The organism is Thermoactinomyces sp. CICC 10521 (assembly GCF_016055135.1).
Lineage (GTDB): Bacteria > Bacillota > Bacilli > Thermoactinomycetales > Thermoactinomycetaceae > Thermoactinomyces_A > Thermoactinomyces_A daqus.
This window is the reverse complement of record NZ_JAECVZ010000002.1, coordinates 42,366-59,944: the sequence shown is the minus strand read 5'-3', so window position 1 is coordinate 59,944 and position 17,579 is coordinate 42,366. Positions and strand designations below refer to the sequence as shown.

15 protein-coding genes and 1 riboswitch are annotated in these 17,579 nt (G+C 48.9%); of the genes, 4 read left to right on the top strand and 11 right to left on the bottom strand.

The window, feature by feature from the left end; all coding sequences use genetic code 11:
• Positions 1–3: 3 nt before the first annotated feature.
• The 3 genes from I8U17_RS02260 to I8U17_RS02250 form a co-directional block, all read right to left on the bottom strand.
• On the bottom strand, positions 4–2,115 hold the full coding sequence (locus tag I8U17_RS02260; RefSeq protein ID WP_198055474.1) for an ArnT family glycosyltransferase: 2,112 nt from the start codon (positions 2,113–2,115) through the stop codon (positions 4–6).
• A gap of 212 nt (positions 2,116–2,327) precedes the next feature.
• A complete protein-coding gene (locus tag I8U17_RS02255; RefSeq protein WP_198055475.1) occupies positions 2,328–3,800 on the bottom strand; it encodes a sensor histidine kinase in 1,473 nt (490 codons plus the stop codon).
• On the bottom strand, positions 3,797–4,480 hold the full coding sequence (locus tag I8U17_RS02250; RefSeq protein WP_033100881.1) for a response regulator transcription factor: 684 nt from the start codon (positions 4,478–4,480) through the stop codon (positions 3,797–3,799). The genes I8U17_RS02255 and I8U17_RS02250 overlap by 4 nt, the downstream gene beginning before the upstream one ends.
• Before the next feature lie 225 nt (positions 4,481–4,705).
• Here I8U17_RS02250 and I8U17_RS02245 point away from each other — a divergent pair, with 225 nt between their 5' ends.
• The gene (locus I8U17_RS02245; protein ID WP_052154159.1) at positions 4,706–5,602 is read left to right on the top strand and encodes a DMT family transporter; all 897 of its coding nucleotides are present in this window, start codon (positions 4,706–4,708) and stop codon (positions 5,600–5,602) included.
• Between the two features lie 57 nt (positions 5,603–5,659).
• On the opposite strand, the gene I8U17_RS02240 is transcribed toward I8U17_RS02245, so the two are convergent.
• Together I8U17_RS02240 and I8U17_RS02235 are read right to left on the bottom strand one after the other, a co-directional pair.
• Complete coding sequence (locus tag I8U17_RS02240) at positions 5,660–7,489, bottom strand: APC family permease (protein WP_198055477.1); 1,830 nt, start codon at positions 7,487–7,489, stop codon at positions 5,660–5,662.
• Positions 7,490–7,734: 245 nt separating this feature from the next.
• Positions 7,735–7,881, bottom strand: a riboswitch (cyclic di-AMP (ydaO/yuaA leader).
• Positions 7,882–8,017: 136 nt separating this feature from the next.
• The gene (locus I8U17_RS02235; RefSeq protein WP_033100879.1) at positions 8,018–8,341 is read right to left on the bottom strand and encodes a nucleoside triphosphate pyrophosphohydrolase; all 324 of its coding nucleotides are present in this window, start codon (positions 8,339–8,341) and stop codon (positions 8,018–8,020) included.
• Between the two features lie 109 nt (positions 8,342–8,450).
• Here I8U17_RS02235 and I8U17_RS02230 point away from each other — a divergent pair, with 109 nt between their 5' ends.
• A complete protein-coding gene (locus I8U17_RS02230) occupies positions 8,451–8,999 on the top strand; it encodes an RNA 2'-phosphotransferase (protein WP_198055478.1) in 549 nt (182 codons plus the stop codon).
• 61 nt (positions 9,000–9,060) lie between these two features.
• On the opposite strand, the gene yhbH is transcribed toward I8U17_RS02230, so the two are convergent.
• The 6 genes from yhbH to I8U17_RS02200 form a co-directional block, all read right to left on the bottom strand.
• Positions 9,061–10,212, bottom strand: coding sequence for a sporulation protein YhbH (gene yhbH / locus I8U17_RS02225; RefSeq protein ID WP_198055479.1), 1,152 nt, complete (start codon positions 10,210–10,212; stop codon positions 9,061–9,063).
• Positions 10,213–10,253: 41 nt separating this feature from the next.
• Positions 10,254–12,152: a PrkA family serine protein kinase gene (locus tag I8U17_RS02220; RefSeq protein WP_033100877.1), complete on the bottom strand. Its 1,899-nt coding sequence runs from the start codon at positions 12,150–12,152 to the stop codon at positions 10,254–10,256.
• A gap of 235 nt (positions 12,153–12,387) precedes the next feature.
• On the bottom strand, positions 12,388–13,128 hold the full coding sequence (locus I8U17_RS02215) for an HAD family hydrolase (RefSeq protein WP_198058976.1): 741 nt from the start codon (positions 13,126–13,128) through the stop codon (positions 12,388–12,390).
• Between the two features lie 147 nt (positions 13,129–13,275).
• A complete protein-coding gene (gene trmL / locus I8U17_RS02210) occupies positions 13,276–13,740 on the bottom strand; it encodes a tRNA (uridine(34)/cytosine(34)/5-carboxymethylaminomethyluridine(34)-2'-O)-methyltransferase TrmL (protein ID WP_033100875.1) in 465 nt (154 codons plus the stop codon).
• A 63-nt stretch (positions 13,741–13,803) separates the two neighbouring features.
• On the bottom strand, positions 13,804–14,334 hold the full coding sequence (locus tag I8U17_RS02205; RefSeq protein WP_052154158.1) for an amidase domain-containing protein: 531 nt from the start codon (positions 14,332–14,334) through the stop codon (positions 13,804–13,806).
• A 179-nt stretch (positions 14,335–14,513) separates the two neighbouring features.
• Positions 14,514–15,053: a methylated-DNA--[protein]-cysteine S-methyltransferase gene (locus tag I8U17_RS02200; protein WP_033100874.1), complete on the bottom strand. Its 540-nt coding sequence runs from the start codon at positions 15,051–15,053 to the stop codon at positions 14,514–14,516.
• Between the two features lie 842 nt (positions 15,054–15,895).
• On the opposite strand from I8U17_RS02200, the gene I8U17_RS02195 reads away from it, so the two are divergent.
• Both I8U17_RS02195 and I8U17_RS02190 read left to right on the top strand, forming a co-directional pair.
• Entirely contained in the window at positions 15,896–16,708 is an 813-nt protein-coding gene (locus I8U17_RS02195) for a sulfate permease (protein WP_198055482.1), read from the top strand.
• Positions 16,701–17,576: an ABC transporter ATP-binding protein gene (locus tag I8U17_RS02190; RefSeq protein WP_052154157.1), complete on the top strand. Its 876-nt coding sequence runs from the start codon at positions 16,701–16,703 to the stop codon at positions 17,574–17,576. The genes I8U17_RS02195 and I8U17_RS02190 overlap by 8 nt, the downstream gene beginning before the upstream one ends.
• Positions 17,577–17,579: the final 3 nt, after the last annotated feature.

Genomic DNA, 17,579 nt, shown 5'->3' with positions numbered 1-17,579 from the left:
TACTTATTGCTCAATTTCGTATAATGTTTCCCCGCCGCCAAAGTGCATGGGGAATCCGTGATCGGGAGATGAGTCCGGCTGCCACTCGGACTTGGGCACTTCCTTGCCGTGCGCCCGGATCCACTCGAATACCCGGTTGCTTTCATTGCCGTCCCCAAATCCCCTGAAACCGTCTTGGGAAGGAATCAGGAAAAACTTCACTTCTTTGGTTTTCACCATCTCTTCCAGTTTGGAGACAGTGAGAATCGGGTCGGAACCCGAAAATCCACCCATCGCCATCACAGGTTTGCCCGTTTCGATGATATACGGGGCGGCTGACATCGCATTGGTCGTGGCAAACAGATACTTTTCACCCGTATTGTGACTGGTCACATATTGCAGCAATTTGGAGTTGATTTGCGTCTCGCGTCCTCCCCTTGTCCTTCCTGAGGAGAACGGGTGAGATTCGCGCGATTCTTGATTGGCAGACATCTGCGGATTGGCAAAGCGTTTCCCCATTGCCATTCCCGGACCAAAGCCCCGCTGCACCGGTCCGGCCTCCGGAATCATGCTGTTTTCACCGTAAATGATCGGGGTCGCTGCCCAGTACAAAGGGGCCACCAGCAGCACGAGCATGCCGGCAAGGGCCACGACGGGGATCCATTTCTCACTGGCGGCAACGAACAAGACCAGTGACAAGCCGATGCCGGCCGCTCCGATGCCGATCGACCAGCCGACACCGATCTGCTGCTGGTACGGGTGAAGCACCACCAGTTCAAACGCGGTCGTCGCCAAAATCCCTGAAGGCAGCAGCCAGCGTTTCCATTCCTCCTTGTTCCGGTATTGCCGCCACAGCGCCACCCAGCCCGTTCCGGTAAGGGCCGCGATCGGCGGAGCCAGCATGACCAGATAGTATTGATGGAAAAAACCGGCCACACTGAAAAACGCCATCACCGGAAGCAACCAGCCGAGCCAGAATAATGTTTCTTGTTGCTGATCCGTAAGCGGCTTTTTACGGCGAACACCGGCAAGCAGACCTGCTGAGGCAAAGGCGACAAAGGGCAGGAGCCAGCTGATTTGCCCGGAAAGTTCGCTTTGAAACAGGCGGAGCGGACCCGGTTGCCCGGTGCCGAACATGCCGCCAGATCCCGGGCCTTGTGCTCGGTCAAATCGGGGCATTTGGCCCGGTTTGCCATTGGACATTCCGAACGGTCCCGGCATCCGTTTCCCGTTCGGAGCCGTATGCTGATCGCCCGCCATGTTTCGTCCGTTCCCCTGTGCCTGGCGCAGATGCTCTCCGTTCATCCAGCTCTTGCCGCTGGCACCCTTGCCTCCCCCGTGCATTCCTGTAAGTCGGCTCATTCCGTTATATCCGAAAGCGAGCTCCAGCACGGAATTGGTTTGGCTGCTGCCGATATAGGGCCGTTGATCTGCCGGAATGGAATCGACCACGACCGCCCAAGAGAGGGAAACAGCGGCCATAAGTACCGTTGCTGCGGCCAACACCGTCAGTTTCTTTTTCCATCCGCTCTTAAAAGCGAGGAGATAAAAGAGATAAATAGCCGGTACGACCATATAGGCTTCCAGCATCTTCATGTTGAAGCCGACACCGATCATGGCAAATGCGCCCAAAATCCAGGAAATCTTTTGCCGTCGCATTCCTTTGAACAACATCCAGGTGGCCAGAAGCAGGGCAAACACCAGCATGCTGTCAATATTATTGCTCCGGCTGATCGCTGCCGCGACCGGTGTGCAGGCCATGACCAGGCTGGCGAGCCGGGCCGCTGTTTTTCCGAATGACGGTTTGACCAGTATGTACATCATCAGGACGGAGCCGACACCCGCCAAAGCCTGCGGCAAAATCACGCTCCAGCCGTGAACCCCGAAAACAGCAGCGAACATCGTCTGAATCCAGAACACGACCGGCGGTTTGTCAACCGTCACGTAGCCGCCGGGATCAAAAGAAGCGTAGAAGAAATTGTGAAAGCTCTGAAGCATGCTGGTGACTGCAGCGGTGTAGTAAGCATTCGCGTATCTATCCTTCCAAATATCGAAAATGTTCAAAAAAGCAGCCAGCAGGGCAATCACGATCAAGAGCCAATCGATCCGCAGCCTCTGCTTCGTTTGTCCTGTCATGGTTGCGAATTCACTCCTCTTTGTTTGATATCATGCGCTGTCTTCATTTCTCTGCTATCTTATCTGCTCTGGCTGAATTGACGCTTAAGGGTAACTGAATATTGCTTGAGAATTGGCTGAATGTTTGCTGAAAAGGCACAACGGCAGAGGGAAACGGAGCAACTTTCATAAAAAAAGCATTCAATCCAGCTGAATTCGCCGGTTGAATGCCGTCAACGTTTGGGAAGCCAAACCGTGAAGGTGCTTCCTTCTCCCACCTTGCTGTCCACATGAATGGTTCCGCCATGCGCATCAACAATGGATTTGGTGATGGAAAGACCCAGACCTGCTCCGCCGTGTTTGCGGGCCCTGGACGTGTCAATACGGTAAAATCGGTCAAATACATGGGGCAGATGCTGTTCGTCGATCCCCGGGCCATTATCCCGGACGGACAATTTGACTCCATTCTTCTCACCTGACAGGGAAATTTGAATATGGCCTGTTTCAGGATCGGTATGCTGCACTGCATTTTGAAACAGATTTAAAATCACCTGCTTCATTTTATCCGCATCGTATTTGCATTTCTGATCGGGTTCGACGGACAGGCAGAGGCTCCGGTTCCCGGCCAGAATGTGCAGCTGCGGTTCCATCTCCCGCAACATGGCATCCAGGCATCCTTCTGCAAGCTCCATATGAGGCGTCCGATCCAGCTTGGCCAGGAGCAGAAGATCGTGAACCAATTTATTGAGGCGTGCCGATTCACTGTGCATGCTTTTCAGGGCTTTGTCCAGCTGCTCCGGGTTGTTGGCCGCACCGCGCAGCAGCACTTCCAAAAAACCGTGTATCGAGGTTAACGGAGTGCGAAGTTCATGGGAAGCATCCGCGATAAAGCGGCGCATCTGTTCTTTCGTTTCCCTTTCTGCCGCAAAAGAAGCCTCCAGCCGCTCCAGCATGCCATTGAAGGATTCCGCCAGTCGGTCGATCTCCATCTGCCCTTGCCGGGCGGGAAAGCGTTTGGCCAAATTGCCCGCATCGATCTGTTCGGCTATGTTCACCATATTGAACAAAGGAACCAACGTGCGTTTGAGCACAGGCATAAATCCGAGCAACCCCACCAGCATCGCTGCGAGGGAGAGGCTCAAAAAGGTGAACAGTTGCCGGATCAGCAGCTCCTTGAGCGGGCCGGTTGGCGTACTTGCCTGAACTACTCCGAGCACCCGGTCATGCGAAACAATCGGCTGCAGAACCAGCAATTGCTCCACCCCGTCCGGGCCGGCCGTTACCTGATAATCCGCCTCCGGATCATTGCGCAGCGCATCCAGATACTGCTCGGCAGCCAACTTCGGAGGAGCGGCGCTTTCGGGACTGATGGAGACAAACTGGAAATTCCCCTGCATATCAACAAAAGCCAGACTGACGTCAGGGATGAGAAAATACGGGCGATGCAAGTCGTCTCCCGGATTTATGTCCAGACTGCCGGGGTTTGTAACGAGTTGCTCCCAGGCAAAGCGGGGAATGGCGAGAATTTGGCTCTGCATGCTGGTCGCCTTGTTTTTGTAGATCACCCCTTGCATAAAAACATACTGAAAAAGCCCGATCAGCATAAGCAAGCCGGCCAGGACGAGCAATGACCTGGACAGGAGTTGAATCTTAAGCGAATCAAAGGCAAAAATGGTGCGTAAGCCATCCCGCAGTTTCCGATTCATGAAAGATCAACCCGATAGCCTGAGCCACGCAAGGTCCGGATCAATTCATGATTTTTATCGTTCAATTTGGCCCGCAATGAACGGATATAAACCTCAACGATATTTTCATCTCCCTGGAAGTCATAACCCCATACCTTTTCCAAAATCATCGTTTTGCTTAAAACCAGCCCATGATTGAGAACCAAAAATTTAAGCAGTGCATACTCCGTCGGGGAAAGTTCCAACACCCGGTCCCTGAACCTGATTTCTTTGCGGCGGTCTGCAATCTGAAACGGCCCGATCACCACTTCTCCGAACAGATCGGGGAACTGATTGCGGAGCCGGGCATGGATCCGCGCCAACAACTCCTCAAAGCTGAACGGTTTCACCATGTAATCATCCGCTCCGAGCGTGAGGCCCTTCACCCTGTCATCCACTTCATCCTTGGCAGTGAGCATGATCACCGCCACATTCTGCATTTTTTTCAACATGCGGCATAATTCAAAGCCGTCGATCCCGGGCATCATGACATCCAGGATGACCACATGCGGCTGGAACTGCTTCATGAGGTTCAGGGCTTCCATACCGTCTTGGGCCGTCCTCACCTCGAATCCCTCATTTTGCAGGCCGAGCTCCAAAAATTGCAGGATATTCGGCTCATCATCGACTGCCAATATTCTGATTCCCCTTATCTGGTGCATCTTACATCCACCACCTTCACCGAAGTCATTCCGCTTCTATTATCTTAGCCCTAACTGAATCCATACTGAAGGGAAACTGAAAATTTGTTGAAAGTGATGCAGGCGACTGAAACAACATTGCAATCCAAACAAGGCATCCTTGACCTGAAGGCAGGAGAGTGGTTTGCTATAATTAAAATTTTCATGATAATGAATATTTTTGTTTCCAGAGAGAGGTGAAACAGCATGAACAAAGAAACCCGGTTTCTGCCAAAAGCCCCGCAGCAAATAAACAAATGGAGTTCCCTCATTCCCGCCGCCTTTGTTTTAACGTGGAGCAGCGGGGCGATCTTTGTCAAATTGGGATTGCAGTACGCCAATCCCTTTACCTTTGTCTTTCTCCGTTTCCTCATTTCAACAGCTGTGCTTTGGATCATCTGCCTGTCTGCCCGATCCCCTTATCCCAAATCCGGCAAGGAATGGGGATATGTCATACTCACCGGCCTGTTGCTGCAAGCCGGGTATCAAATCTTCTACTTTATTGCGCTGAATAATCATCTGGCCCCGGGGATCCTGGCCATCATCCTGGGGGCCCAGCCGATCATCACAGCCTTTTTTGCTGCCACAAAAATCAGATATGGCCAATGGTCAGGTCTGTTTTTGGGATTAAGCGGTCTCGTTCTCGTGGTGGCCGATCACATTTCCGCTCCGCACTTTCCGTTATCCGGACTGGCAAGCGCCCTGTTGTGCCTCGGTTGCATTACGGCCGGAACGTTTATGCAAAAACGGATCAAACTGAGTCAGCCGGTAAACATGGCAATTCAATATTCCGGAGGGTTGCTGGTGATTCTTCTCTTGCTTCCTTTTTTCGGGGGATGGCAGGTTCACTGGAGTCCCGTGTTTCTCCTCAGTTTATCGTGGATGTCGTTGGTGATCTCTGTCGGTGCTTCCATGATGCTGTACTTCTTGATCCAAAAAGGGAATCTGACCAATGTCACCAGCCTGTTTTACGGTGTCCCCCCGGTCACGGCGCTTTTCGATTATCTGATCTTTCATGATCCGCTCTCTCTCCTTGCTTTTTCGGGGATGCTTTTGATTGTTTTCGGACTGGTCCTGATCCATCGACGAGGAACAGCCTTGTGAAGGATGCCTGCCATCAAAAAAGGAGCCCCCAAAAGACGGGCTCCCCGAAGTAAACATTTATTTTTGCAACTGGTATGGAACGATCGTGACAATCACATCGCGCATGCGCAACAGATAGGCCATGATGAGAAATCCCGACTGATTGTGCAGAATCCCGTGCCACCACTTCTTGGTGATAAATTGGGGCATGACCACAGTCACCCTGGCTCCTTTTTTGTCCGCTTTCGCTTTCACCATATCGATAAATTCACTCAGCGGCGTTAATACACTGCGGTATAAGGAATGCAACGTCACCAGTCTGACTCCCGTCTGCCATTCGGCCCATTCTCTTTCCATGCGATCGATGGCTTCCGGGCTTGATCCGATATAGACAGCAACCACGTTATCGGACAACGATTTGGCATAAACGAGGGATTGCTCCACCACTTTCGTTATCCCGGCAACCGGCACGATCACCACGTTGCCGGCTGTTTTGATCTCGCTCAGCTTATGTGACAAGTCGACGCGCAGCTGATCGCCGACCGCGACATAGTGCTGATGAATTTTATGGAAAATAAACACACAGATCGGAATGAAAACAAGACTCATCCATACATGCTGAAATTTGGTGATAAAAAAGATGATCAAAATCAGAAAACAAATCAGGGCCCCGGCAAGGTTGGCCGCCAATTTGCCGATCCAGCCTTTCGGCTTTGACCTGACCCACTTCAGAATCATCCCGGTTTGTGACAGCGTAAACGGGATAAATACCCCTACCGCATACAGAGGAATCAGATTTTCTGTATTTCCCTGAAAAACGATAATCAAGATAATTGAGGCCAGACCCAGGGTAACGATTCCGTTGGAATAGCCAAGGCGGTCTCCCCTTACGGTAAAGGCTCGCGGCATAAATTTATCCTTGGCCAAGCTGTATGCGAGTAACGGGAAGGCCGAAAACCCGGTATTGGCCGCCAGCACCAAGATCAGCGCGGTGGTCGCCTGAATGAAATAATAGAAGCCATTCCGACCAAAGACAGCCCGTCCCAGTTGAGAAAGCACCGTCTCCTTTGCTGAGGGTGCGATCCCATACCAATAGGCCAAAAAGACAATGCCGGAAAAAAGGGACGCTAAAATAAGTCCCATGATCACCAAGGTAAAGGCCGCATTTTTGGGAGCGGGTTCTTTAAAGTTGGGAATCGCGTTGGAAATGGCTTCAACCCCCGTCAACGCAGAACATCCTGAAGAAAAAGCCTTCAGGAGGAGAAACAGGCTGATCCCCGCCACCGGTGTTCCGATGCTTGCATGCACATGAGCCGGGGCTGCCCCTGTCAATACCTGATACAAGCCGACAACAATCAGCATAGCCAGGGCAAATACGAACAAATAGACGGGATAGGCCAAAATGGAAGCTGATTCGGTCAGTCCCCGCAAATTCAAAATCGTGATCACAACCACAATGCAGACCGCGATCCCCACTTTATGGGGATGCACCACCGGAAAGGCGGAGGTAATCGCATCCGTCCCGGCCGAAACGCTCACCGCGACGGTCAGGATATAGTCGATCAACAATGACCCGCCCGCAACAAGGCCAATATTCATCCCCAGATTTTCCTTCGCCACCATATAAGACCCGCCGCCCTGAGGGTAGGCATAAATGATCTGGCGATAGGATAAGATCAAGGCCACCAATAATATGAGCACGCCCACCGCGATGGGCAGGGAATACCAAAAGGCCAATGCACCGACCGTAGCAAGGACGATGAGAATTTGCTCCGGGCCGTAGGCCACAGAAGAGAGCGCATCAGAAGAGAGAGTGGCCAATGCTTTCAAATTGTTTAATTTCTGGCTGTGCAACTCATTCGACCTCAATGGTCTTCCAATCAGAATGCGTTTGATTTTGCTGAACATATGATTCCTCCAAAACCTGAAAAACTGGTGAATCATGCAACAGTAAATAGTGTTCCCGGTAACCGGTGGTATTTATTGCATAATATTGACAGGACATCAAAAACTATGTGTCCGCAGCTCTTGCCGCCTTCTCCGAAGTTCCGATTCGCTCTGTGCGCGGTTAATCAAGACAGCCGCTTTTCATAAATGAAGCAATAGAAAAAACCACAAAAAAGAGAAACTCCTTCCGTGGTTTATCACATACCGTTTCCCTCCCATAACGCTTACGAGGTTAGCTGACGGATTCGGGTCATGAGAGTGACCCTACCCGGGAAACACCCGGGATTCACCCCTAAAGCAAATCGTTGCTTTTTCGGTTCCCCCGCTCTGTACAGATTCAGCGCTTAATATAGAATTAATCGTATATTACTCCGATTTACGCCATTAGTAAAGATAAAATTGCCCGCTCTTTTCCCTGAAGAGAAAAAGCGGGCAACACCTGATCAGACACAAACGCAATCCGTCCGATCTCCCTTTTCGTTTCCTGTTTTAATCCTCCACATCGATCAGAAAGATTTTTTGCTTAAACCGTCCTCTCTCCTCCGCTTTCCTTCGGCGCAAATCTTCCAGATCTTTGATTGCAAAACCATGGGATTCCGTCAGCGCATGCAAAATCTCCAGCACGTCGGCCAGCTCTTCCAATGCTTCTTGATCATTGCGGCTGCTTAAGTATTCATTAACCTCTTCGCGCAATTTTTTTTGTAATTCCGCTTTGTATTCTTTCTCATCCAAAACACGGGTCCTGCACTTCTTTCCGGCATGTTCAATGACCCGGGGAATCAAATCACGCACCAGTTTGTTGTAAGCAGGCATCATGCCACTCCTTGTGATCAGGGTTTTGACCGGAAGTTTAAGAATAATATAACATGATAAAGTCATGGGATATCAGCGGAATCTTACCCATTTAACAGGAGTGGATTTTATGCGGGCGGAATCTATCAAATCAAGCAAATTCCTCAGCAAAGTGTTGCGGCATCGGCCTGATCTCATCGGGATTCAACTGGATCCGAACGGATGGGTAAACGTGGAGGAACTCATCCACGCTTGCCGGAAACACGGAGTGCCATTGGACCGCGAGACTCTGGAACAGATCGTCCGAACCAATAACAAACAGCGCTTCGCCTTCAGTGAAGACAGGCAAAAAATCCGGGCGAATCAAGGCCATTCCGTCGCGATTGACCTGAATTTGGATCCGGTAAAACCGCCGGACCTGCTCTTTCACGGAACAGCTCTTCGCTTTCTCCCCTCCATCCGCAAAAAAGGATTACTCAAGGGAAATCGTCATCATGTCCATCTGTCCCCGGATCCCGTCACAGCCCGCCGGGTCGGAAAAAGACACGGAACCCCGGTCGTCCTTCAGATTCTGTCCCGGGAAATGCATCGGGATGGGTATACGTTTTTCCAATCGGCCAATGGCGTCTGGCTGACGGAATTCGTTCCGGTCCGGTATTTGCGGGAAAACCCCCGATAATGGGAAGAATAAAAAAAACCGCCTCTCCGAGACTGCCGGAGAAGGCGGTTGGCTTTTTGCATTAATGGACCTCTTTCTTCCCGAAAAAATGCTTCAAAGCATCATACACCTGGCTTTTTTCTCTGATCACAAAGTGGGAAAAACGCGGTTCTTTGATGTGGCGGTAGGCTGTCATCAGCGTGGAATGCCGGTTGTACTGATTTACTTCACCGTAGCCGAACATATTGGCACGTTTGAGGATTTCCTTAACCAGTTCGACACAGCGCTCATTGTCGGAACTGAGGTTGTCGCCATCGGAGAAGTGAAAAGGATAAATGTTGTAGCGGTCAGGTGAATAACGGGTATCAATGATTTCCAATGCTTTCCGATAGGCGGAGGAACAGATGGTTCCGCCGCTTTCCCCTTTGGTGAAAAAAGATTCTTCGCTTACTTCCTTGGCTTCGGTATGATGGGCGATGAAGACGATTTCGACATGTTGGTATTTGGTTCTGAGAAAGCGAACCATCCAAAAGAAGAAGCTGCGTGCAATGTACTTTTCAAAGATTCCCATCGAACCGCTGGTATCCATCATTGCGATGACCACGGCGTTGGAGTGCGGGGTCACGATCTCTTCCCATGTTTTAAACCGCAAGTCATCGACGGAAATTTGCACTTTCTTCTTCTTTCCATTGAGCGCATTGCGCTTGATCGCTTCCAGCAGCGTTCTCTTTTTGTCGATATTGCCCATCAAGCCTTTCTTCCGTACATCATTGAAGCGAATATCTTCAACGGTCATGTCGACCTGTTCTTTCCGTTCCATGTGCGGGAGCTCCAGCTCGGAGAAGAGAATCCCTTCCAGTTCGGCGATGGAAATTTCCGCTTCGTAGTAATCAATTCCGGCCTGATCACCTGCTCCCTGGCCTTTCCCCGGGCCCGGTTTGCCATCTGTCGGATCTTGGCCGAGCACGTCGCCCACTTTGCTGTTGCCGTCCCCTTGGCCAACGTGTTTTCCCTTGTTGTAGTTATAGCGAAAACGGTATTCTTCCATCGAGCGAATCGGGATTTTGATGATTTGCTGCCCATCCGACATGATGATACTTTCCTCGCTGACCAAATCGGGCAAATTTTTGCGGATCGCTTCCTTCACCTTTTCCTGGTGCCGCATCTGGTCTTCATAGCCCTTGCGGTGCAGGGACCAGTCTTCTTCCGAGACGATAAACAGGGGGTGCTTCATGTTCTTTCACCTCCCATTTAGAATCGCACCGAAGTGCGGGCTTAGCGATTGAGCAAGCTCCCGACATAACGCAGCAGCTCATTGGCGCTGGCGGGTGTGTAGCCGTATTCTTCCACCAGTCTGGCAATCACTTCATTGATTTTTTTCAACTGGTTTTCATCCGGCGTTTTGGTTGAGGTGGTGATTTTGACGACATCTTTCAAATCGGCAAACAGTTTCTTCTGAATCGCTTCCCTCAGGCGGGGATGGGTATTGTAATCGAAGCGTTTGCCTTTGCGGGCATACGCGGAAATGCGGATTAATATCTCTTCCCGGAACGCCTTTTTCGCATTTTCCGAGATGCCGATCTGCTCTTCGATCGAGCGCATCAGTTTTTCATCCGGCTCCAGCTCTTCACCGGTGATGGGATCGCGGATTTTTTGCCAGTTGCAGTAAGCTTCCACATTGTCCAGATAGTTATCCATCAGGACTTTGGCCGATTCTTCATAAGAGTAGACAAATGCTTTTTGTACTTCTTTTTTGGCGATTTCATCGTATTCTTTGCGGGCGATGGAAATAAAGTGGAGGTATTTTTCTCGTTGCTCGGGAGTGATCGAAGGATGTTGGTCCAATCCTTCCTTGAGGGAACGAAGGATATCAAGTGCGTTGATAAAATCGGCATCCGTTTTGATCAGGGCGCTGGAGATCCGGTTGATCACATAGCGGGGATCGATTCCGGACATCCCTTCGTCCAGGTGCTCATTGCGCAATTCATCCAAATCGATGTCATTGGCGCCTTCAACTGCTTCACCATCGTACAGGCGCATTTTCTTCAGCAGGTCGACACCTTGTTTTTTCGATTCTTTCAGCCGGGTCAGGACGGAAAAAATGGCGGCGGTTCGCAGCGAGTGGGGAGCGATGTGAATATGGGCGAGGTCGCTTTGTCCGATCAATTTTTTGTAAATTTTCTCTTCTTCTGTTACACTCAAATTGTATGGAATCGGCATCACGATAATCCGTGATTGCAGAGCTTCATTTTTCTTGTTGGCGATAAATGCTTTGTACTCCGACTCATTGGTATGGGCAATGATCACTTCATCGGCCGAGATCAAGGCAAAACGGCCTGCTTTGAAATTGCCTTCCTGTGTGAGGGAAAGCAAATTCCAGAGAAATTTCTCATCACATTTGAGCATTTCCTGGAACTCCATCAGACCCCTGTTCGCCTTGTTCAACTCACCGTCAAAACGGTAAGCCCGCGGATCGGACTCCGAACCGTAGTCGGTGATGGTGGAGAAGTCGATGCTTCCCGTCAAGTCGGCAATATCCTGAGATTTCGGGTCAGACGGGCTGAATGTACCGATCCCGATGCGCTCATCTTCTGAGAGCAGGACGCGGTACACGGCCATATCCTCGATCCGGCCCCCGTATTCCTCTTGCAAACGGAAGCGGCAATAGGGGCAGAGGTTTCCTTCAATCCGCACTCCGAATTCTTTTTCAAACTCAGGACGAAGTTCGCGCGGGATCAGGTTCAGCGGCTCTTCATGCATCGGGCAGCCTTTGATCGCGTACAAGGCCCCTTCATCCGTGCGCGAGTATTCCTCCAGCCCTTTTTTCAGCATCGTCACAATCGTCGACTTCCCGCCGCTGACAGGACCCATCAGAAGCAAAATGCGTTTGCGCACATCCAAGCGCCGCGCTGCTGAATGAAAATACTCTTCCACCAGTCGTTCGATGGCGTGATCCAGCCCGAACAGCTCCTTGCTGAAAAACAAGTACTTTTTATTTCCTTGGGCATCTGTCTCAATGCCTGCTTTCGCAATCATATCATAAACTCTGGAATGAGCGGTTTGAGCCACACGGGGGTTCTTCTTCACGATGTCCAGGTAGTCGGCGAAGGTTCCTTCCCACATCAGCTTTTTCTCGCGATCGCGGTACTCGGCAATCCGTTTGAGAATATCCATGGAAAGCCTCCTCTCCTTCAGTGAAAGACAAACCCTGAGTTAGACTTTTCTGATTTTATACCTGCCTCGTCAGTATCCCCTAGTGACTATAGATTACTGAAATAGGAAAGAGTAAGGCGATATTTTATATCATGTATATGCTACAAATAGAAAGTTGTTACTTCTATTTTATCAAATTTCAAAGGAAAAAGATAGAAAAACCTTGGCAAAAATCCAAGGTTTTTCGAGACTGTTTTTATTTTTTTACCGGATGTTCCTTTTGAAAAACACCCGTCCCCTTGCAAATGGATTGGAACAAATCTTCCATGGTTCCCTCCTGATCAAAGTCGTAGGACGGGCGCCCACGGTCAATCCGGTATTCTATCAGGAAAAAAGTGCGCATGCCCACAACGGAGGCCACCATATCCTCCTGCATGTCATTGCCGATCATCACGCACTCTTCCGGCGACACGCCCAACCGTCCGGCCACTTCCCTGTAATAACCGGGATGCGGCTTGCAAAAATGCGTTTCTTCATAAACGGTTACCGTGGCAAAAGGAAGATCGTCCAATCCCGCCCAACGCAACCGCTCATAAATCGCCTCTCTCGGAAAAACGGGGTTGGTCGCAACCGCCACCTGATATCCCCGGTCAAGAGCAGCCTGGACCACCTGGCGGGCAAGGGCACTTTTTTCCGCATGTTTCTCCAGCTTCGGAAATTCTTCTTTATAGAAGCGGTCAAACAAAGGCCAAATTTCCTCTTTTTCAAGTCCTGACAGCTGCAAAAAAGCCCGGGTGAATACTTCTTCGTTGGTCAGGTCAGCCTGGTCGTTTTCAATCATCGCCCCCGTCGCTTTCCAGATGATCGGAACCAGCTTGTCCGGCGGAACGACATGGGCTACATAAGGGGCCAAGGCTTGCAAATATACTTTTACAAAAGCTTCGGTATCAAGCGGCAAAAGAGTTCCATCCAGATCGAATAAACAGGCTTTTATCATGCCTTCCCCCACTCTCTGCAAATGATTTCAAACCCTGGCGGCCAAAAGCCATTCAGCGTGCGCTGGTCCATGCGGAACCACGACGTCCCAAATAGATTAAATCCTTTCGTCCCCGGGTCCTGTCACAAAAAAGATGCTGGTTTTCATTCAGGAAAGCCCGGGGAAATTCAATTGCCGAAGCGCCTCATAAACCACGATCGCCACCGAATTGGAGAGGTTGAGCGAGCGGGTCGACGGCCGCATCGGGATCCGAATCAATGTTTCACGATGCCGGTTCAGTATTTCCGGCGGGAGTCCTTTGGTTTCCTTGCCAAACACAAAAAAGTCGCCTTCTTCGTACTGAAAATCGGTATGTGCGCGGCTTGCCTTCGTCGTGGCACAAAAAAAGCGCCCGGCCGGATATTTTGCTTGCAACTGGGCAAATGAATCGTGATGCTCAATATCCAGTTCATGCCAATAATCCAGACCCGCGCGCTTCAATTTGGTATCGTCAATTTTAAAGCCGAGCGGATGAACCAGATGCAACTTGACTCCCGTCACTGAACACGTGCGTGCAATATTCCCCGTATTTTGCGGAATCTCCGGTTCAACGAGTACAATGTGAAATGGCACGTGCCTTCATCCCTTCCATTCTCGAAACATCTCTTTTATTTTACCCAAATGGCAAACCGGGCTTCAACTGATGTGAAAAAAATCATAGCGAATCCTCGGGGTATACGCAACGGAATCGTAATATTCCCAGCGCCGGTTGTGGCAGTTATACGTATGGGCCGTGACCAGCGGTTGCCCGGCAGCGTCAAATCCGGTCACAATCGTATTGTGATTCCAGCGCCCGTCCCCTTCAAAATCGTAGCAGATCACATCCCCGAGCCGAAGTTCAGCCGGACTGCTCAATCTGCGGCAACGACCCGTCGGCCCGCCTGCCTGCAACATATGGTGAAACGCATGGGCTACGGTCCAACTGTAACTCCAGGAGTGCCCCTTTGCTCCCCGGCGGTACCACCATTCCCGGCCTGATTTGGACGAAAAAACCATCGGCAGCCCTCCGGCATGCAGGCACTGCGAGATGAAGTTGGTACAATCGTCATGAAAAAAACGATAAGCGCGGTTTGCTCCATTCCAATAAGTGCTGGCATATTGCACTGCCGCCAGCGGATTGTACGCGCGAATGCCGGCCTCCATCCAATTTTCTCCACTGCTGCTCATAAAGCGAAAACTCCTTTCCTTTTATACCACACTGTATGAAAAATGTCAGAAAAGGTATACTTTTCCCTCCGCCCGGTCTCACGAGGATGAGTGAAGCAAAAAAGAAAGGAGCGGGGGTACAGCTGACCGGCAATGCCACTCACTAAAAAAGGCGGATGTTCCTGATCCGCCATCTTTCCTTATGATTCCTCTTTCGGTTTTAACCAGCCTTCAAGTGTTAACAGATATTCTTTAATATGAAGCCCGCCGCCGTAACCGACCAGCGATCCGTTGGATCCGATCACGCGGTGGCAGGGAATAATGATCGAAATGGGATTTTTATTGTTTGCCCCTCCTACGGCGCGCACGGCTTTAGGTGCTCCGATCCCCAGTGCCACATCTTTATATGAGCGCACTTCACCATATGGAATCGTCCGAAGGTATCTCCATACCAACTTTTGAAATGCCGTACCGTGCAGGTCGAGCGGAATATCAAACTCCCGCCGCTGTTTATTAAAATATTCGTTCAATTGTTGCATGTACGGCAATAAGGCTTGCTCATTCCGTTCCAAACGGTAATGGTTAAACCATTGATTCAACCAGATCTGAATTCCAACTGTCGGGGCGCTTTTTTTGGCAAAATCGAGGTGGCACAACCCATGATGGCTGGCCACAAGAGTCAGTGGTCCGACCGGACTTTCCATCTGGCTCCATGCTATGACCTGTGATCCGGAAGCCATCGAAAATACCCTCCTACTTGGGATTGCAAAAATTTTATCACAAATAACGAACTGAATGAAAACCCTCCTTACCAACACCATAACATGTAATATGGCGAATAAAATTGCATCATATTGGAAGGATTGCAACAAGACTGTTTTGTTTGCCAAAATGCTTCTATTTCAACCAACATTGCCTCGCAGCAGATCTCCTATAAAACAGACGAAAAAAAAGAGAAAAAGTTTCAAAAATATTTTAACCCATTTCGGCACTGCTGCGGACTCCCAGCCACCTTAACCAGTCGTGGTTAAGACCGCTTCAGCTTTAAATGCCAATAATGCGGGAACCACACGAATGACAGCCCCGCCACACTTCCGAAAACTGAAGAATACTGCCATGCAAGGAAGAAGCATCACACTCCCTTTTGAGGAAATGAAGCTCGTTATCCAGAAGGAAAGATATAATATTATATTACAATAACATTCATACACACAAGGAATCGATACAAAAATTTTTCCTTTACGAAAAATGAAAAAATAATATTGATCGGATAGCCGGGATCTGTGGGATAATTACGGATTTTTTGCCCCCTTCAACAAGGGCTGCTCGATTTAATCCACGTTCCGAAGAAAATATGTAAAGATGGCATGCGACAGAAAATCACAATAATCAAATATTGACCATCATCAAAAAATTATTCGATTAATAATCAAAAATATGAAGGATTCTAAATGCTGAAGCAAAAATTAATAACAGGGTCTCTCATCTTGATACACAAAGTCACCATTATTCTTATAAGAATGGGAGAGTCGTAAACACACTCTCTTATTCTTCTTGTTTTTTTGGGAAAGGAGGGGCCGATTTGTTAACAAAAATCACAAAAATGGAAATAAGGCGGGCGTTCTTTCGCCGGCAGGCATTAGTGGCTTTTTTAATCATGTCGGCTTTTTTTATTCAAGGTTTTGAAGCATACCGTCCTGGACCGCTTGTACCCGTAACGGCAAATCATAATTTTTACTTCGCTTTTTTATATGCACACGGTAATGGAGCCTCAGGTTTATTGCCTTTGGTATTTGCGCTGATCGTTTCTTTGGCTGCCGGTGATTCGCTGGCATGGGATAAGAAGTCAGGCTTTATACAATATGTGCTTATGAGAACTTCTTACAAAACTTACATTGTGGGAAAAATGGTTTCTGCATCTGTTGTCAGTTTTGTATTTGTATTCATATCAGAACTGTTTTGTTTCGTTTTGGCTGCAATACAATTTCCAAATATAAGCGATATCAATAAAATCCACAGTTCATTCATCCCAAAATATGCCGGATCTTTGTTTATCGACCATCCGTTTCTCTATATCTTGCTGATCATTTTCAACAGTGCCCTGTCAGCCGTATTCATCTCAATGGTATCGGTTTTCGTTTCCACAACAGTCAAAAATATTTACATCGTTGTTGCGACTCCCTGGCTGTTATTCATCGTATTACATTTCGTTCTTTATTCTATAAATTTAACCCGATATGCCCCCCTCGACTTAGTCGGAGCGTACATATTGAATCATTTCAGTTATCGTACACTTGAAATTCCTTTCATTTGGATTGTCTTATCCATTGTATTTTACACGTTAACCTACTTTTTCTTTGCCAGAAACTTTAAAGCGAGGGTTTACAATGGATAAAATCAACAATTTGGTAGAGTTCACTAAAGTATCTAAAAAACTGGGGAACAAACAAGTGTTAAATGATATCAACTTAACCGTTGCTTCCGGTGAAGTAGTGGGGATCGTTGGTCCAAATGGTTGCGGGAAAACCACTCTGTTACGATTGGTTACAGGGTTGATATATCCTGACAGGGGAGAAGTTCGGGTGTCAGGCAGAGCGGTTCGCCTTGGTTTGATCGGTGAATTACCCGCATCTGTTGGAGCACTGATCGAATCCCCTGCTTTCCTGCCACAACTTTCCGGTCTGAAGAATTTAACAATACTGGCCGATATACAGCAAAAAATAAATGAGCAAGCCGTAAGAGAAGCCATTAAACGAGTGGGTTTGGATCCTGACAACCGAAAACCCGTTAAGTCTTATTCATTGGGAATGCGCCAACGACTGGGTATTGCACAGGCTATAATGGAAAAGCCGAATATTTTGTTGTTTGACGAGCCCACCAACGGTTTGGATCAAGAGGGAAAGATTCTTTTTTCCGGGATTATGAAAGAGCAGGTGGAGCAGGGAGCAGCTGTAATGATGGTATCGCACAATAAAGAAGAAATAAACAGATATTGTGACCGGGTTTTTATGATACAAAACGGCACCTTGCATCCGGTCAGAGAGCAGCGTGATAAAAGTTGGCTGATTATCACAAACAATCTGAGTGATTTGGAACATATTTATCAACAAGGTTTATTATTGCAAATCACGGAAAGAGTAGACGGTTATCCTGCCGGCATATGCAAAGGAAAATGGAAAAATCGGGATGAGATGATGTCATTTTTAACAGAGATCGGAGTAAAAACTGTCGATGTAAGAGAGGTTGAAAATGATTACATTTGAGCT